A 15,679-nucleotide genomic window follows, 5' to 3' on the forward strand; every position below is an offset into this window, starting at 1 on the left:
CCCTGTGCGGCCATCACGGCCGGGCTCGTGTAGTTTTCCGACGCGATCAGCTCGATGTGCTCTTCCTGGCGGCGGTTTTCCTGCTCGATCGCTGCAAAGATTTCGGGATCGACGTTCGCGATGGTGCTTTGGGCTCTGTCAAACATACGGTTTCCGTTAAGTGTGTACAGGTTGACCGGAGTGGCCGAGTACATTGCGCTGCTGGCGGAACCAGCCCGACGTGGCGGAAGAATCCGTATGACGCGAGGCAGGACAGCCACCGGCGATGCACGCGACGGCGCACAACGGCTGCCCAGGCGAACGGCAAAAACGGCGCCCCGCGCTTCACGGTGGGATGCTCCACCTTGAACCCGAAGGGTTCTATCGCCAGTCACGCAGGGGTGATGAGCGCGTTAGTGTATTGGATGCGTCATGAATAGGCAACCGCACGGCGGAACGCCCTAAGCAATTGGGGCCAGACTCTACGCGCCCGCACCGGAACGCTGTGCCGCCTTGCCGCGGTGCCGCAATCTCAGTAGGCTTGCGGGATACTATCCGCTACTTTGTTACCGACCAGGAGCAGCAATGATCGTGTTCGTCACAGGCGCGTCCGCCGGCTTCGGCGCCGCCATCGCCCGTGCCTTCGTCAAGGGCGGCCACCGCGTCGTCGCGACCGCGCGCCGCAAGGATCGTCTCGATGCGCTCGCCGCCGAACTCGGCGATTCCCTGCTGCCGCTCGAGCTCGACGTACGCGATCGCGCGGCCGTCGAGGCCGCGCCGGCCGCCCTTCCCGCCGAATTCGCGGCACTCGACGTCCTCGTCAACAACGCCGGCCTCGCGCTCGGCGTCGAGCCGGCCCAAAAGGCCAGCCTCGACGAATGGCACACGATGATCGACACGAACTGCACGGGCCTCGTCACCGTTACGCACGCGCTGCTGCCCGGCATGATCGAGCGCGGCCGCGGTCACATCTTCAATATCGGCTCGGTCGCGGGTTCGTACCCTTATGCGGGCGGCAACGTCTACGGCGCGACCAAGGCTTTCGTCAGACAATTCAGCCTGAACCTGCGCGCCGACCTGCTCGGCACGCCACTGCGCGTCACCGACATCGAGCCGGGCCTGTGCGGCGGCACCGAGTTCTCGAACATCCGCTATCGCGGCGACGACGCAAAAGCGGCGAGCGTCTACAACAATGTCCAGCCGCTCATGCCCGAGGACATCGCCGACACGATCTACTGGATCGCGACGCGCCCGGCACACGTCAACGTCAACACGATCGAGCTGATGCCGGTCGCGCAAGCGCCCGGCGGCCCGACCGTCCACCGCGGCTGAAGTCGCGCGGGCCCGCCCCCTCTCGGGGCCGGCCCGCAGTGTGCTACGGCATACTACATTCCGTTACGAATCGGTTACGAATCCGGCCTCGGCCTTCCGGTAAAATGCGCGCCATGACTCAGCCTACCCGCTCCCCGGACGCGCACTCCGGCTTCACTTGGCCGGTACGCGTTTACTACGAGGACACCGACGCAGGCGGCATCGTCTTCTATGCCAACTACCTGAAGTTCTTCGAACGCGCTCGCACCGAGTGGCTGCGCGCATGCGGCATCGACCAGCGTCGGCTCGCGGACGATACCGGCGCGATCTTCATCGTTCGCAGCACGTCGCTCGACTACCGCGCGCCGGCGCGACTCGACGACGCGCTGACGATCACGAGCCGGCCCGGGCGCATCGGCCGCGCATCGGTGGAATTCACGCAGGAAGCCTGGTGCGGAGACACGCTGCTCGTGGCCGGACACATCCGCCTCGGCTGCGTCGACCGAACCGGCATCCGGCCCGCGGCAATCCCGCCGGTCGTGCTCGACGCGCTGCAACGCGGGCCCGTCATCGACGCCGGGCAGACTGTATTGTCAACGAAGCTCGGATGAGCACCGTTTAGACAAAGCCTATGAACTTGCCCTCCTGAATCGATACTAAGCAAGGTTCGGCGCCAGGCCAGGCCAGCGCGCCGCGCCACACGCATACCGTGCGCCCTCGCCGGACACCCCCGAAGGGACGTTACTCAAACCTCTATGAACACTTCTCAAGACCTGTCGATCATTTCCCTCGTCCTCAACGCGAGCGTGCTGGCCCAGGCCGTGATGGGGCTGCTGCTGCTGCTGTCGCTGATGTCGTGGACCTTCATCTTCCGCAAGTGGTTCGCGATCCGCCGCGCACGCGCGCAGACCGAACGCTTCGAAAGGGATTTCTGGTCGGGCGGCGACCTGCAGGCGCTGTATCAAAGCGCGGCCAACAATCGTCACACGATCGGCGCGCTCGAGCGGATTTTCGAATCGGGGATGCGTGAGTTCCTGAAGGGGAAGGAAAAGCGCATCAGCGACCCGGGCCTCGTGCTCGACGGCGCGCGCCGTGCGATGCGCGCGTCGTTCCAGCGCGAAATGGACGTGCTCGAAGCGAACCTCGCGTTCCTCGCGTCGGTCGGCTCGGTCAGTCCGTACATCGGTCTGTTCGGCACCGTCTGGGGGATCATGAACTCGTTCCGCGGCCTGGCGAACGTGCAGCAGGCGACGCTCGCGAACGTCGCACCGGGCATCGCCGAGGCGCTCGTCGCCACCGCGATCGGCCTGTTCGCCGCGATTCCGGCGGTTGTCGCGTACAACCGCTACGCGCACGACATCGACCGCCTCGCGATCCGCTTCGAGACCTTCATCGAAGAGTTCTCGAACATCCTGCAGCGTCAGGCCCAGTAAGGAGCGCGCCATGGCAGGAAGTCCCATTCGATCCAGCATGCGCGGCGGCCGCTCGCGCCGCGCGATGGCCGACATCAACGTCGTGCCGTACATCGACGTGATGCTGGTGCTGCTCGTGATCTTCATGGTCACGGCACCGCTCGTCGCCCCGTCGATCATCAATCTGCCGACCGTCGGCAATGCCGCACCCCAGGAACAGACGCCACCAGTCGTCGTCAACATCAAGGCCGACCGCACGATGAGCGTCAAGTACAAGGGCGACTCCGGCGCGACGCAGGAAGACACGATGACCAAGGCCGAGCTCGACAGCTTCATCTCGGCCCGGCAGGCCGACCATCCCGACCAGCCCGTCGTGATCGCGGCCGACAAGACCGTGCAGTACGATGCCGTCATGACCGTGATGTCGGACCTGAAGGCGCGCGGCGTCAAGCGCGTCGGCCTCCTCGTCAAATCGCAATGAACCGGCAGCAATCCACGCGCGGCAACGCCTATCCGTCTCAGCCCCCTCGCGAGCGCGGCACCTGGCGCGCGTTCGCGCTCGCCGCGCTGATGCACGTGCTGCTCGCGTTGTTCCTCTATCACGGCGTGCAGTGGCAGAACAGCACGCCGGCAGGCGCCGAAGCCGAACTGTGGACCGAGGTGCCCGACGTGCCCGCGCCGCGGCCCGTCATCACACCCACGCCGCCCGCGAAGCTCGCACCGCCCCCTCCCCCGGTCCGGGACGAGCAGGCGGACATCGCGCTGCAACAGAAGAAACGGCAACAGGAAGCGGCCGCGCGCGAAGCGCTGCTCGAGCAGCAGCGCCGCGCGCAGCAACTGAAGACCCAGCAGGAAGAAGCCCGGCGCGAGCAGCTTGCGGCCCAGCAGGCTGCTGCCCTCGCCGCGCAGAAGGCCGCCGAGCGAGAAAAGCAGAAGCAGGCGGACAAGCTCAAGCAACAACAGCTCGTGGAGCAGCAGAAGCTCGAACAGCAAAAACTCCAGCAGCAGAAACTGCAGCAACAGAAGCAGGCGCAGCTGGAAGCGCAGCAGGCGGCGAAGGCCAAGGCCGACGCGGCCGCGAAGGCGAAGGCGGAAGCCCAGGCAAAGGCGAAGGCCGAAGCGACGGCGCGCGCGAAGGCCGACGCGGCGGCGAAGGCGAAGCTCGACCGTGAGCGCAGCGCGCGTCTCGCGCAGATGCAAGGCATGTCCGGGTCCGGCGAAGGCGGCGGTGAAGGCCTCGCGAAAAGCGGTACCGGGACGGGCTCCGGCGGCAATGCCGCGTCGCCCGGCTATCCCGACAAGGTGCGTCGTCGTGTGAAGCCGAACATCGTCTGGGGCGGCGAGCGCGCGGGCCTGACGACGGTCGTCGCGATCCGCTGCACGCCGTCGGGCGACGTGCTGAGCGTTTCGATCCGCCGTTCGAGCGGAAATTCGGGGTGGGATCAAGCCGTGGTCAATGCGATTCAGGCGTCGGTCCCATTGCCGCCCGATTCTAACGGTCGTACCCCGTCCGACATTACGATTACCTTCAAGGCAGCGGAGTGATCGCAAATGCGCTTACACTCCGTGCGTCGCTGCCGGACGGGAACGAATCGGGTATTTTTACTGTCTCTGCGGTTGCGCAGCGATCCAAGTCACATGGGAAGCAAGAAGCATGAGTTTGATGACGAAACTAGGTTTCAGGGCACTCGTGGCCTCGTGTCTGATTGCGGCCGGCGGCGCCGCTAATGCGCAGGTCAACGTGCTGATCACCGGCGTCGGTTCGACCCAGTTCCCCATCGCCACCGCGAATTTCGTGAACGAGGCGAACCTGCCGCAGCAGGTCACGTCGATCGTCCGCGCCGACCTCGCGCGCAGCGGCAAATTCACCAATATCGACGCGGGCAGCACGCCCGTGCCCGAAACCGCATCGGTCGATCTCGGCGCATGGAAGGCCAAGGGCGCGAACGCGTTCGTCGCCGGCAGCGTGAACCGCGACGCCAACGGCCAGTACAAGGTGAACTTCATCCTGTACGACACCGTGAAGCAGCAAAGCCTCGGCGGCCTGTCGCTGACGGCGAACGACAACACGCTGCGCACGGCTGGCCACAAGATCGCCGACTACATCTACCAGAAGTTGCTCGGCGTGCGCGGCGTGTTCGCCACGCGTCTGTCGTACGTGATCAAGACGGGCAACCGGTACCAGTTGCAGATCTCGGACTCCGACGGCCAGAACGCACGCATCGCGCTCTCGAGCACCGAGCCGATCATCTCGCCGGCGTGGTCGCCGAGCGGGACGAAGGTCGCGTACGTGTCGTTCGAGCGCAAGAAGCCGATCGTCTACATCCATGACCTGCCGACGGGCCGCCGCTACATGGTCTCCGACCAGAAGGGCAACAACAGTGCGCCGGCGTGGTCGCCGGACAGCAACACGCTGGCCGTTGCGCTGTCGCTGACGGGCAATACGCAAATCTATACGGTCAATGCGAACGGCGGCGGTCTGCGCCGGCTCACGCAGAGCAGCTCGATCGATACCGAGCCGTTCTACTCGCCGGACGGCCGCTGGATCTATTTCACGAGCGATCGCGGCGGCGCGCCGCAGATCTACCGGATGCCCGCGCAAGGCGAAAGCGCCGGCTCCGCGCAACGCGTGACCTTCACCGGCAGCTACAACACCAGCCCGCGCATCAGCCCGGACGGCAAACTGCTCGCCTACATCTCCCGCACGGGTGGGGGGTTCAAGCTGTACGTTCAGGATCTGCAAACCGGCGCGGCGAACGCCATCACGAATACCAATCGCGACGAATCGCCGAGCTTCGCGGCAAACGGCCAGTACCTTCTTTACGCTACCCAGTCGGGTGGTCGCAACGTGCTGGCAGCAGTGCCCTCCGACGGCAGCGCGCCGCCGCAGATCCTGTCCGTCCAGGGCGGCTCCGTTCGTGAGCCGTCGTGGGGGCCCTTCATGCAATGACCACAAGGAGAGTAACCATGATGTCGAACAAAGCTCGTCTGGCCCTGGCCGTGATGATGATCAGCGCGCTCGCAGCGTGTAAGTCGGGCGTCAAGCTCGACGACAAGGCCAACGCGGGCGCGATGAGCACGCAGCCGAGCGCCGACAACGTCGCGCAGGTGAACGTCGATCCGCTGAATGACCCGAACAGCCCGCTTGCGAAGCGCAGCATTTACTTCGACTTCGACAGCTATTCGGTGAAGGACGAATACCAGCCGCTGCTGCAGCAGCACGCTCAGTACCTGAAGAGCCACCCGCAGCGCCATGTGCTGATCCAGGGCAACACCGACGAACGCGGCACGAGCGAGTACAACCTTGCGCTGGGCCAGAAGCGTGCGGAGGCTGTCCGCCGCGCGATGGCACTGCTCGGCGTGAACGACTCGCAGATGGAAGCCGTGAGCCTCGGCAAGGAAAAGCCGCAAGCATCGGGTCACGACGAAGCATCGTGGGCGCAGAACCGCCGCGCCGACCTCGTCTACCAACAGTAAGTAACGGAAGAGTTGCCGTATGACGCACCGTGTATCCTGGCTGCGGATGGCCGCAGCATTCTGCGTCGTCGGCGCGGCGTGGTCGGCCGCGCCGGCGCACGCCGGCATGTTCGACGACAACGAGGCGCGCCGCGCCGTGCTTGATCTGCGCAGCAAGAGCGACAACCTGTCCAGTCAGTTGTCGGCCGCCCAGCGTACGATCCTCGATCAATCCGGCCGTATCGACCAGCTGAACCAGCAGGTCGCGACGCTGCGCGGCGAGAACGAAGACCTGACGAACCGGCTGACGACGCTCGAGCGGCAGCAGAAAGAGTACTACCAGGATCTCGACACGCGGCTGAAGAAGTTCGAGCCGCAACAGGCGACGATCGACGGCGTGGAAGGCACCGTGCAGCCGGGTGAAACGGATGCGCTCAACGCGGCGCAACAGCAGTTCCGCAACGGCAACTTCAAGGCGGCGGCGGCTTCGTTCCGCGCGTTCATCGCGAAGTATCCGCAGAGCCCCTACCAGCCGACCGCGCAGTACTGGTACGGCAATGCGCAATACGCGCTGCGCGACTACCGCGGTTCGACTGCAACGTGGCAAGGGATTGTGAGCAAGTTCCCGCAGCACCCGCGCGCGGCCGACGCACTCGTGGCAATCGGCACGAACCAACTCGAGCAGGGCCAGAAGGCGGCTGCAAAGAAGACGTTCGAGCAGGTCGTGTCGCAATACGCTGGATCGAACGCTGCGCAGACGGCACAGGGCAAGATCGAAAGCATCAAATAAATTATGGTGACGGGTTGTTGACAGACCAGCGATCCGCCGCTATAATTTTTTGCTCTTTGGGTCGTTAGCTCAGTTGGTAGAGCAGCGGACTTTTAATCCGTTGGTCGCGTGTTCGAGTCACGCACGGCCTACCAAGATGTCAAGAAGGGGCTTCCGGGAAACCGGAAGCCCCTTTTTCATTGTTGTTGCCTCGCGTGCAGGTGTGCGCCGCTGCACGCAGACACTTCTCCCCTCTTCGATTTCGCCAACGGTTCGTCGTCGAGCACGACGCCCCCTCCAGCAACCTCACGTGTCGCGCTGCGCGCGCCGCCAGCGCCCCGGCGTCGTGCCGAGCACCGCGCGAAACGCCTTGCCGAACGCCGCCTCCGACAGATAGCCGACTGCCTGCCCGATGTCCGCCTGCCCGCGCTGCGTGTCCTGCAGCAGCGCGCACGCATGCATCATCCGGATCTGCGCGATGAACGCGCCGACACTCATCCCGGCCCGCTCGCGGAAATGCCGTGCATATGTCGCGCGCGACATCGCGGATGCATCGCCGAGCGACTCGACCGTCCACGGCTTCTCCGGCGCCTGCAGCACGGCCTGAACCGACGGGCCGAGCCGCGCGTCGGCCGCAAGCGCGAGCCAGCCGGACGGCACGCGCGAACCACGACCGTATGCGCGCAACGCATACGCGAGCAGCGCCTGGCCGAGCGCGTTCACGATCGCGCCAGCGCCCGGCTGGCCATTCGACGCCTCGGTGCGCAGCACGCTCGTCAGCAGTTGCAGCGGCGCGAACCCCGACGCCTCGCGCAACCCGACATGCAGTACATGCGGCAGCGTGCGCATCAGCAGTTCACCCGCACCGCGCGCATAGACGAACCGTCCACACAGCAGGTCCACGCTCGCGCCGCCCGGTTCGGCCGGATCGAGATTCGACTTGACCGGCAGCACCGTGCCACCGCCCGTCCCCAGATCGCGCAGCGCTGCAACCGGCCCCAACCGGCCGGCCCCTGCGTCGAGCAGGTCGTGCGCGCCACCCGCGGGCAGCAGTACGAAATCGCCGTCGGCGAGCTGCAGCGTGCGCCCGTCCGCGGTACGCATCCGGCACGTTCCGGCCAGCACGAGGTGAAACGCGGCCTCGCCGGGCGGCAGCGGGTCGTGCGGCATCGCGAACGGGCCATCGAGCAGGCAGCGCACGTCGAGTTCGACATGGCTGCGGCCCAGCGATAGTAGTTGACTGAGGGCATCCATGAGACGATCTCGCTAAAAATTAACACTCTAGCGTATCGAAACCCTCAGCGCGAACGATCAGAATAGGTCTGCATCGCCCGAGATCGCGGCGCCCGCCGCCCTCCTCACCTCTTCTCGAAAGGACGCATCATGCTGAACTGGAACGAATACCGGAAGGAACTCTCGACGCGCATCGGCGACATCGCCAAGCTGTCGCCCGATACGCTGGCCGGCTACAAGGCGCTGTCCGGCGCCGGCGCCAAGACGGGTCATCTCGACGCAAAGACGCGCGAGCTGATCGCGCTCGCGGTGGCCGTCACCACGCGCTGCGACGGCTGTATCGCCGTGCACACGGCGGAAGCCGCGAAGCATGGCGCGACCAAGGAGGAAGTGGCGGAAGCGCTCGGCGTCGCGATCGCGCTGAATGCGGGCGCGGCGCTCGTCTACTCCGCCCGCGTGATGGACGCGCTCGGCGACTGACGCGTGCACGAAGGATGCGGCACCCGCCGCATCCTTCATCGACGATCGACCGGCGCAGTCTGCCAACCGGCGAGCGTGCGGCAGCCGCGTATAACGGCGCCGCGAAGTCGGCTACCATGCGCGAGAGGATTCATCGCGAAGGAGCGCTCCATGTGCCGCTGGCTCGCCTATACGGGTAATCCGATCCATCTCGAGACCGTACTGTTCCGCGCGAAGCATTCGCTGATCGACCAGAGCCTGCATTCGGAACTGGGCGCCACGACCACCAACGGCGACGGGTTCGGCATCGGCTGGTACGGCAACCCCGACGAACTGCCGTTCCGCTACCGCTCGGTGCATCCCGCGTGGAACGATCGCAACCTGCGCGAAGCCGCGCGCGCGATCCGCTCGCGGATGTTCATCGCGCACATCCGTGCGGCAACCGATACGCCCGTGCAGGAAACCAACTGTCACCCGTTCCGCCACGGCCGCTGGCTGTTCGCGCACAACGGGCTGATCCGCGATTTCCACAAGCTGCGCCGCGACCTGACGATGAAGGTCGACCCGGCGCTGTTCGCTACGCTCGAAGGCTCGACCGATTCCGAGCTGATGTTCCGTCTCGCGTTGACCTACGGCCTCGAGCAGATGCCGCTGCCGGCGCTCGAACGCATGGTCGGCGTGATCGAGGAAACCGCCGCGCGATACCGCGTCGCCGAGCCGCTCAACATGACGATCTGCGCGACGGACGGCGACCGGATCATCGCGGTGCGCTACTCGAGCGAACGGCAATCGCGCTCGCTGTTCCACAGCACGTCGTTCAGGCATCTGCACGAACTTTACCCGCACAATCCGCGCATCGTCGAAGCGGGTGACGACGCGTTCATGGTCGTGTCGGAGCCGCTCATCGACCTGCGCGACGCATGGGAGGAAGTGCCCGAAAGCACGGTGATCGTCGCGCATGGGGCGGATGTGCAGCAGCGGCCGTTCAATCCGCGGCACAAATAGGTTGAAGCGGCGTTTAACGTTCACGCCACACCAAGTGAAATGAGTCCGAATCGGACCGGATTTAACGAGAAATACGACAGGCACGTCACCAGCCACGACGCCACCCGCCATGTCGGTAAAGTAAAAATATTGCGATTCCAAATCTCGATATAAAACGGCTGATTCGCGCCGACCAAATCGAGCATGATATAGTTCATCGGTTTTTAGTATCGAAAAACCATCACCGCATTCGGCGTCGACTTCCGCTTGCACTCTCCTTGTCGCGGCTTTGCGCAAATGTTTGCGTGCGATAGCACGTCTGATGAATCCCGCGCAAGCGTACGGAGAATCGCGATACACCGCACACGACCGGCATCATCCGAGTCCCGCGGTATAGAGAATTAATAGTCTTTCAACGCAGACTGTGCGGTTGATACATGCGTCGCCTCGAAGGAATACCCTAGAATATGCGTGCAACGCAGCACCCCCAGATCCGTCGGGGCAGCACGGTTTCTTGATATTCTTCGTCCTGCGTCAATCGAGGGCTACGCGCACGAACGAGAGCAAGGCAGGACTCACTGCCGTTAACATAAAAAGAGGCTACATGATATTGGTTACAGGTGGCGCCGGCTTTATCGGTGCCAACTTTGTGCTGGATTGGCTGCGTCAATCCGACGAATCGGTTCTGAACGTCGACAAATTGACCTATGCGGGCAATCTCGGAACATTAAAATCGGTGCACGGAAACCCGAAGCACGTGTTCGCGCAAGCCGATATTTGCGACCGTGCGGCGCTCGATGCGCTGTTCGCAGAATACAAGCCTCGCGCAGTCCTGCATTTCGCCGCGGAAAGCCACGTCGATCGCTCGATTCACGGGCCGGCGGATTTTGTTCAGACCAATGTCGTCGGAACATTCACGCTGCTTGAAGCTGCACGCCAGTACTGGAATACGCTGCCTGCGGCAGACAAGGCCGCATTCCGCTTTCTGCACGTTTCCACGGACGAAGTATTCGGTTCGCTGTCGCCTGCCGATCCGCAATTTTCCGAAACGACTCCGTACGCACCGAACAGCCCCTATTCGGCAACGAAGGCCGGCTCCGATCATCTCGTGCGCGCCTACCAGCATACGTACGGCCTGCCTACGCTCACCACGAACTGCTCGAACAACTACGGCCCATACCAGTTCCCCGAGAAACTCATTCCGCTGATGATCGCCAACGCGCTCGCCGGCAAGCCGTTGCCCGTGTACGGCGACGGCCAGAACGTACGGGACTGGCTGTACGTCGGCGACCACTGCAGTGCGATCCGCGAGGTGCTCGCGCGCGGCCAGACCGGCGAGACGTACAACGTGGGCGGCTGGAACGAGAAAACGAATCTCGAGGTCGTGCACACGCTGTGCGACCTGCTGGACGAACTGCGACCGAAATCGGCGGGTTCGTATCGCGACCAGATCACTTATGTGACCGACCGGCCGGGCCATGATCGACGCTACGCGATCGACGCACGCAAGCTCGAGCGAGCGCTCGGCTGGAAGCCCGCCGAAACGTTCGAAACCGGTCTCGCGAAAACGGTGCGCTGGTATCTGGACCATCAGGAATGGGTCGACGAAGTCGCTTCGGGCGACTACCGGAAGTGGGTCGCAACGAACTACGCGCACCGCGCGTAAGGGGAACGGACATGGCGCGCAAGGGCATCATTCTCGCCGGCGGTTCCGGCACACGGCTCTATCCGATCACGCATGCGGTCTCGAAGCAGTTGCTTCCGGTCTACGACAAGCCGATGATCTATTACCCGCTCTCGACGCTGATGGTCGCGGGCATTCGCGACGTATTGATCATCTCCACGCCGCAGGACACCCCACGCTTCGAAGCCATGCTCGGCGACGGCAGCCAGTGGGGGATGAACATCCAGTATGCGGTGCAGCCGTCGCCCGACGGCCTCGCGCAGGCGTTCATCATCGGTCGCGAATTCGTGGGCAACGATCCGTCGGCGCTCATTCTCGGCGACAACATTTTCTATGGTCACGACCTGGCGAAACAGCTCGAGCACGCAGACGCGCAAGACGCGGGCGCGACGGTGTTCGCCTATCACGTGCACGATCCGGAACGTTACGGCGTCGTCGAATTCGATCAAGACTTCCGTGCCGTATCGATCGAAGAGAAGCCAGCCAAGCCGCGTTCGAACTACGCCGTGACCGGTCTCTACTTCTACGACAACCGCGTGTGCGACATCGCCGCCGACATCGAGCCGTCGCCGCGCGGCGAGCTCGAAATCACCGACGTCAATTCCCGCTATCTCGCGGACGGCGCGTTGAACGTCGAGATCATGGGCCGCGGCTATGCATGGCTTGACACCGGTACCCACGATTCGCTGATCGAGGCCGCGAGCTTCATCGCTACGCTGCAGAAGCGGCAAGGCTTGGTCGTCGCCTGCCCCGAGGAGATCGCGTACCGCCGGCAGTGGATCGATGCCGAGCAGGTGCAGAAGCTCGCGCAGCCGCTGTCGAAAAACGGCTACGGCAAATATTTGCTGAACATTCTCACGGATCAGGTTGCATGGCCATCACGGTAACTGCTACGGCGCTCCCCGAAGTCAAGATCGTCGAGCCGAAGGTATTCGGCGACGCGCGCGGCTATTTCTACGAGAGCTTCAACGGACGCGAATTCGCGGCGCTCGTCGAGGCCGACGTCGAGTTCGTCCAGGACAACCACTCGCGTTCGGTAAAGGGCGTGCTGCGCGGGCTCCACTACCAGATCGAGCACGCGCAGGGCAAGCTCGTGCGCGTGGTCGAAGGCGAGGTATTCGACGTCGCGGTCGACATCCGGCGCAGTTCGCCGAATTTCGGCAAATGGGCCGGCGTGACACTGTCGGCCGACAACCATCGCCAGCTCTGGGTGCCGCCCGGCTTCGCGCACGGTTTCGTGGTGCTGTCGGAGTCGGCGCAATTCCTCTACAAGACCACCGACTACTGGTTCCCTGAGCACGAGCGCAGCTTGCTGTGGAACGATCCGGAGATCGGCATCGATTGGCCGCTCGAAGGCGAGCCCGTGCTCGCGGCCAAGGATGCGGCTGGCAAGCGGCTCGCCGAAGCCGAGTACTACAAGTGAGCGGCGCCGTGGAACAGAAAAAACGGCCCGAGCAACGGACCATCCTGCTCACCGGCATCAATGGCCAGGTGGGATTCGAGCTGGCGCGCAGCCTGCAGGGTCTCGGCAAAGTGGTCGCACTCGATCGCGGCGCGCTCGACTTGTCGCGCCTCGATCAGGTGCGCGACGTCGTGCGCCACGTCAGGCCGGACCTCATCGTCAACCCGGCCGCCTATACGGCCGTGGACCAGGCGCAAAACGACGTCGCGTTGGCCACGCGCCTGAATGCGGAAGCGCCAGCCGTGCTCGCCGAAGAAGCGAAGCGCATCGGCGCGGCGCTGATCCATTACTCGACGGATTACGTGTTCGCCGGGACGAAGAACGGCCCGTACATCGAGGACGATCCGGTCGATCCGCAAAACGTGTATGGCACGACCAAACTCGAGGGCGAGCAGGCGATCGCGGCATCCGGATGCGCGCACCTGATTTTCCGTACCAGCTGGGTGTACGGAACGCGCGGCAAGAACTTCCTGTTGACCATGCTGCGCCTCGGCGCCGAGCGTGACGAACTGAAGATCGTCGCGGACCAGATCGGTGCTCCGACCTGGTCGAAAACGATCGCTGCGCTTAGCGCGAACGTCGCTGCGCAGGCCATCGGCGCCTCCTTGAACGAACGGGACGGACAGCACGAATGGTGGAACACGCATTCGGGTATCTATCACCTGTGTGCGGCCGGTTCGACTTCGTGGCATGGATTCGCCGAAGCGATCTTTCGTCTCTCGAATCTGTCGAAGAAGCCGTCGTTGTCGCCCATTCCCGCCAGCGCTTATCCGACACCCGCATCGCGCCCGGCCAATTCCCGCATGTCGAATGCAAAACTGGCGGAGCACTTCGGCTTGTGCGCGCCGCATTGGGAAGCCGCGCTCGAACTGTGCATGAAAGAGATTTGATGCGCGCCGTCAGCCGCGACGCGTGAGCCGCATGCGTACCGAATCAAGCTCGGCGGGTAGCCGTCGCGAGCGCTGACGCGACCGCGTCAGCGCGACAAAGCCGAGCCGCTCGTACAGTGCGCGGGCGCGCTCATTGCGGGTCAGCACGTCGAGCACGATGTCGCGGCTGTCGTCGTCCGGCAACGCACCGGTCTCGAGCGCGTCGCGCAGCAGTGCGGTGAAGATGCCCGTGCCGCGCCGCCGCTCGTCCGTCGCGCAATGCGCGATGAGGATCTGCCCACGCTTGGGCGCCGGAATCTCCGTTTCGAGCACCAGCCCGCGCAGCAGCTGGCCGATCGTGCGGCGCACGCCGAAAAAGCGCGCCAGGGCCCACACGACGTGAACGTCGTCGAACAACGTCCGGCGCCCGTCATGAATGGCCATCACGGCATGCACGGTGCCGTCGGCGCCGAGCGCGACCCGATGCCTGCGCCACGAGAACCGGCCGTGACGTGACCGGAACGCCTGTTGCAGGAACGCGATGCAGCGCGCGTCGCTCTCACCGAGGAAGAAACCGAATTCGCCGACGCCGGAGGCGAACACGAGCGGTGCGCATGCCGCCGCATCGTCCGCGCATGCGGCGCGAAACGGCGTCGACGCGCCGGCTTGCGGCACGTCGAACGACGGCGCAAGCACCGCGGCGGGCATCATGCCGCCCGCCCCGCCAGGCGGGCCAGCACATCGACCGTCCGGCTGATCTGCCCCGGCTCGTGCGTCGAGCAGATGAAGAACCGCAGGCGCGCGGCCTTCTCCTCGACGGCCGGATAGAAGATCGGCTGCACGTTGATCCCTTCGTCGAACATCGCGTTGGCCCACTGCGCGGCTTTCAGCGAACTTCCGGTGATCACCGGCACGACCGCATACCCGGCGCTCGTGCCGGTGTTCAGCCCCGCCGCGCGTGCCTCGGTCAGGAATTGCTGCCCGCGCGCCTGCAGTTGCGCAACCCGCTCCGGTTCGGCCTGCAGGCGTTCGAGCGCGGCCAGCGACGCTTCGGCGAGCGTCGGCGCGAGTCCGACGCTATAGAGAAAGCCCGGCGCCAGATGGCGCAGCATGTCCACGAGCGGCTGACAGCCGGCGATGAAGCCGCCGCAACCGGCCAGCGTCTTGCTCATCGTGCCCATCCACACGTCGACCTGGTCGGGCGCGACCGCGCAATGTTCACGGATGCCCTTGCCCGTCGCGCCGAGCACGCCGAGCGAATGCGCTTCGTCGACCATAAGGAACGCACCGTGGCGCGTCTTCACGTCGACGAAACGCTGCAGGTCCGGGAAATCGCCATCCATGCTGTACAGCCCCTCGATCGCGATCAGCACGTGCCGGTATTCGCGACGCACGCGCGACAGCAGTTCGTCGAGCGCCTGCCAGTCGTTGTGCGCGAAGCTCAGCCGTTTCGCGCCGCTCAGCTGCGCACCCTGCACGATGCTGTTGTGCGCGAGCGCGTCGTGGACGATCAGGTCGCCTGGGCCGAACAGTGCGCCGATCACGGTCACATTGGTCGCGTGGCCGCTCACGAACGCGACGCAATCGTCGGTCTCGCAGAACGCGGCCAGCGCCCGCTCGAGGTCGCGCTGCACGGGACGCTCACCCGCGACCATGCGGCTCGCGGACGCCGACGTGCCGTAGCGGTCAATCGCGGCCTTCGCACGTTCGGATACGGTCGGATCGCCGGCGAGACCGAGGTAGTTGTAGTTCGCGAAGTTCACGTACTCGCGACCGCCGATCTGGGTGGTCGCGCCGGCAACGCCATCGTGCACGCGGAAGAACGGCGAGTCGACGCGCAGCTTCTCGCCCATCTCGCGCATGATCCTGACTTGCTGATACTGCGGCATCGATTCGAAACGGCTGCGCGCCGACGCGGCCTGCGCCGCCGGCGTACCGGGCACGCCGGGCGCCGCGGCAGCTTCCGTTGCGCGCTCAAGTTGCCGCTTCAGCGCTTTCGCCGCCAGTTGCTGGCGAAGGTGTTCTCCGAGTGCCATGTCTTTGGTTCCGGGCAGTCCGTCC

At 64.7% G+C, this 15,679-nt stretch carries 18 protein-coding genes, 1 tRNA gene, 1 pseudogene and 1 riboswitch; of the genes and pseudogenes, 15 read left to right on the forward strand and 5 right to left on the reverse strand.

Going from position 1 to position 15,679, the window contains the following annotated elements:
• Window positions 1–146, reverse strand: a pseudogene (gene glyA, locus DIE08_RS16905) (serine hydroxymethyltransferase); the annotation flags it as partial.
• Window positions 147–283: 137 nt separating this feature from the next.
• A riboswitch (ZMP/ZTP riboswitch) is annotated at window positions 284–384 on the reverse strand.
• Between the two features lie 180 nt (window positions 385–564).
• Here glyA and DIE08_RS16915 point away from each other — a divergent pair.
• From DIE08_RS16915 to DIE08_RS16955, 9 genes are all read left to right on the forward strand, one after another.
• The gene (locus DIE08_RS16915; RefSeq protein ID WP_124902601.1) at window positions 565–1,311 is read left to right on the forward strand and encodes an SDR family NAD(P)-dependent oxidoreductase; all 747 of its coding nucleotides are present in this window, start codon (window positions 565–567) and stop codon (window positions 1,309–1,311) included.
• A gap of 104 nt (window positions 1,312–1,415) precedes the next feature.
• A complete protein-coding gene (gene ybgC, locus DIE08_RS16920; protein ID WP_059608334.1) occupies window positions 1,416–1,901 on the forward strand; it encodes a tol-pal system-associated acyl-CoA thioesterase in 486 nt (161 codons plus the stop codon).
• A 144-nt stretch (window positions 1,902–2,045) separates the two neighbouring features.
• On the forward strand, window positions 2,046–2,723 hold the full coding sequence (tolQ, locus tag DIE08_RS16925; RefSeq protein WP_059608333.1) for a protein TolQ: 678 nt from the start codon (window positions 2,046–2,048) through the stop codon (window positions 2,721–2,723).
• 10 nt (window positions 2,724–2,733) lie between these two features.
• Entirely contained in the window at window positions 2,734–3,183 is a 450-nt protein-coding gene (gene tolR, locus DIE08_RS16930) for a protein TolR (RefSeq protein WP_006484943.1), read from the forward strand.
• On the forward strand, window positions 3,180–4,247 hold the full coding sequence (gene tolA, locus DIE08_RS16935; protein ID WP_124902602.1) for a cell envelope integrity protein TolA: 1,068 nt from the start codon (window positions 3,180–3,182) through the stop codon (window positions 4,245–4,247). Before tolR ends, tolA begins: the two co-directional genes overlap by 4 nt.
• Before the next feature lie 109 nt (window positions 4,248–4,356).
• Window positions 4,357–5,652: a Tol-Pal system beta propeller repeat protein TolB gene (gene tolB / locus DIE08_RS16940; protein WP_124625062.1), complete on the forward strand. Its 1,296-nt coding sequence runs from the start codon at window positions 4,357–4,359 to the stop codon at window positions 5,650–5,652.
• 17 nt (window positions 5,653–5,669) lie between these two features.
• Window positions 5,670–6,179 (forward strand): peptidoglycan-associated lipoprotein Pal, encoded by a 510-nt coding sequence (gene pal / locus DIE08_RS16945; RefSeq protein WP_059465490.1) that lies wholly within the window; start codon window positions 5,670–5,672, stop codon window positions 6,177–6,179.
• Between the two features lie 19 nt (window positions 6,180–6,198).
• Window positions 6,199–6,948 carry a tol-pal system protein YbgF gene (gene ybgF, locus DIE08_RS16950; protein WP_059608330.1) on the forward strand — a complete coding sequence of 250 codons (750 nt, stop codon included), beginning with the start codon at window positions 6,199–6,201 and terminating at the stop codon, window positions 6,946–6,948.
• Window positions 6,949–7,006: 58 nt separating this feature from the next.
• Window positions 7,007–7,082, forward strand: a tRNA-Lys gene (locus tag DIE08_RS16955).
• A gap of 151 nt (window positions 7,083–7,233) precedes the next feature.
• Here the strand turns inward: DIE08_RS16955 and DIE08_RS16960 are convergent.
• The gene (locus tag DIE08_RS16960) at window positions 7,234–8,181 is read right to left on the reverse strand and encodes an AraC family transcriptional regulator (RefSeq protein WP_124902603.1); all 948 of its coding nucleotides are present in this window, start codon (window positions 8,179–8,181) and stop codon (window positions 7,234–7,236) included.
• A gap of 129 nt (window positions 8,182–8,310) precedes the next feature.
• Between DIE08_RS16960 and DIE08_RS16965 the strand changes: the two genes are divergently transcribed.
• Both DIE08_RS16965 and DIE08_RS16970 read left to right on the forward strand, forming a co-directional pair.
• Window positions 8,311–8,640 (forward strand): carboxymuconolactone decarboxylase family protein, encoded by a 330-nt coding sequence (locus DIE08_RS16965; RefSeq protein ID WP_006484989.1) that lies wholly within the window; start codon window positions 8,311–8,313, stop codon window positions 8,638–8,640.
• Window positions 8,641–8,790: 150 nt separating this feature from the next.
• Entirely contained in the window at window positions 8,791–9,624 is an 834-nt protein-coding gene (locus tag DIE08_RS16970; RefSeq protein WP_124625056.1) for a class II glutamine amidotransferase, read from the forward strand.
• Between the two features lie 20 nt (window positions 9,625–9,644).
• Here DIE08_RS16970 and DIE08_RS35680 read toward each other — a convergent pair whose 3' ends face one another.
• Window positions 9,645–9,821 (reverse strand): hypothetical protein, encoded by a 177-nt coding sequence (locus DIE08_RS35680; RefSeq protein WP_185715872.1) that lies wholly within the window; start codon window positions 9,819–9,821, stop codon window positions 9,645–9,647.
• Between the two features lie 386 nt (window positions 9,822–10,207).
• Between DIE08_RS35680 and rfbB the strand changes: the two genes are divergently transcribed.
• From rfbB to rfbD, 4 genes are read left to right on the forward strand one after another with little or no spacing between them, the layout of a single operon-like run.
• Entirely contained in the window at window positions 10,208–11,269 is a 1,062-nt protein-coding gene (gene rfbB / locus DIE08_RS16975; protein WP_124625086.1) for a dTDP-glucose 4,6-dehydratase, read from the forward strand.
• An 11-nt stretch (window positions 11,270–11,280) separates the two neighbouring features.
• On the forward strand, window positions 11,281–12,174 hold the full coding sequence (rfbA, locus tag DIE08_RS16980) for a glucose-1-phosphate thymidylyltransferase RfbA (protein WP_059608326.1): 894 nt from the start codon (window positions 11,281–11,283) through the stop codon (window positions 12,172–12,174).
• Entirely contained in the window at window positions 12,159–12,710 is a 552-nt protein-coding gene (gene rfbC / locus DIE08_RS16985) for a dTDP-4-dehydrorhamnose 3,5-epimerase (protein WP_059608325.1), read from the forward strand. Before rfbA ends, rfbC begins: the two co-directional genes overlap by 16 nt.
• A gap of 8 nt (window positions 12,711–12,718) precedes the next feature.
• Window positions 12,719–13,639 carry a dTDP-4-dehydrorhamnose reductase gene (gene rfbD, locus DIE08_RS16990; protein WP_124902604.1) on the forward strand — a complete coding sequence of 307 codons (921 nt, stop codon included), beginning with the start codon at window positions 12,719–12,721 and terminating at the stop codon, window positions 13,637–13,639.
• Between the two features lie 9 nt (window positions 13,640–13,648).
• Here the strand turns inward: rfbD and DIE08_RS16995 are convergent, their stop codons facing one another.
• Both DIE08_RS16995 and DIE08_RS17000 read right to left on the reverse strand, forming a co-directional pair.
• The gene (locus DIE08_RS16995) at window positions 13,649–14,326 is read right to left on the reverse strand and encodes an N-acetyltransferase (RefSeq protein ID WP_124902722.1); all 678 of its coding nucleotides are present in this window, start codon (window positions 14,324–14,326) and stop codon (window positions 13,649–13,651) included.
• A complete protein-coding gene (locus tag DIE08_RS17000; protein WP_124902606.1) occupies window positions 14,326–15,654 on the reverse strand; it encodes an aminotransferase class I/II-fold pyridoxal phosphate-dependent enzyme in 1,329 nt (442 codons plus the stop codon). The genes DIE08_RS16995 and DIE08_RS17000 overlap by 1 nt, the downstream gene beginning before the upstream one ends.
• Between the last annotated feature and the right edge of the window lie 25 nt (window positions 15,655–15,679).

It is taken from the genome of Burkholderia sp. Bp9004 (genome assembly GCF_003858025.1).
GTDB classification, from domain to species: domain Bacteria; phylum Pseudomonadota; class Gammaproteobacteria; order Burkholderiales; family Burkholderiaceae; genus Burkholderia; species Burkholderia diffusa.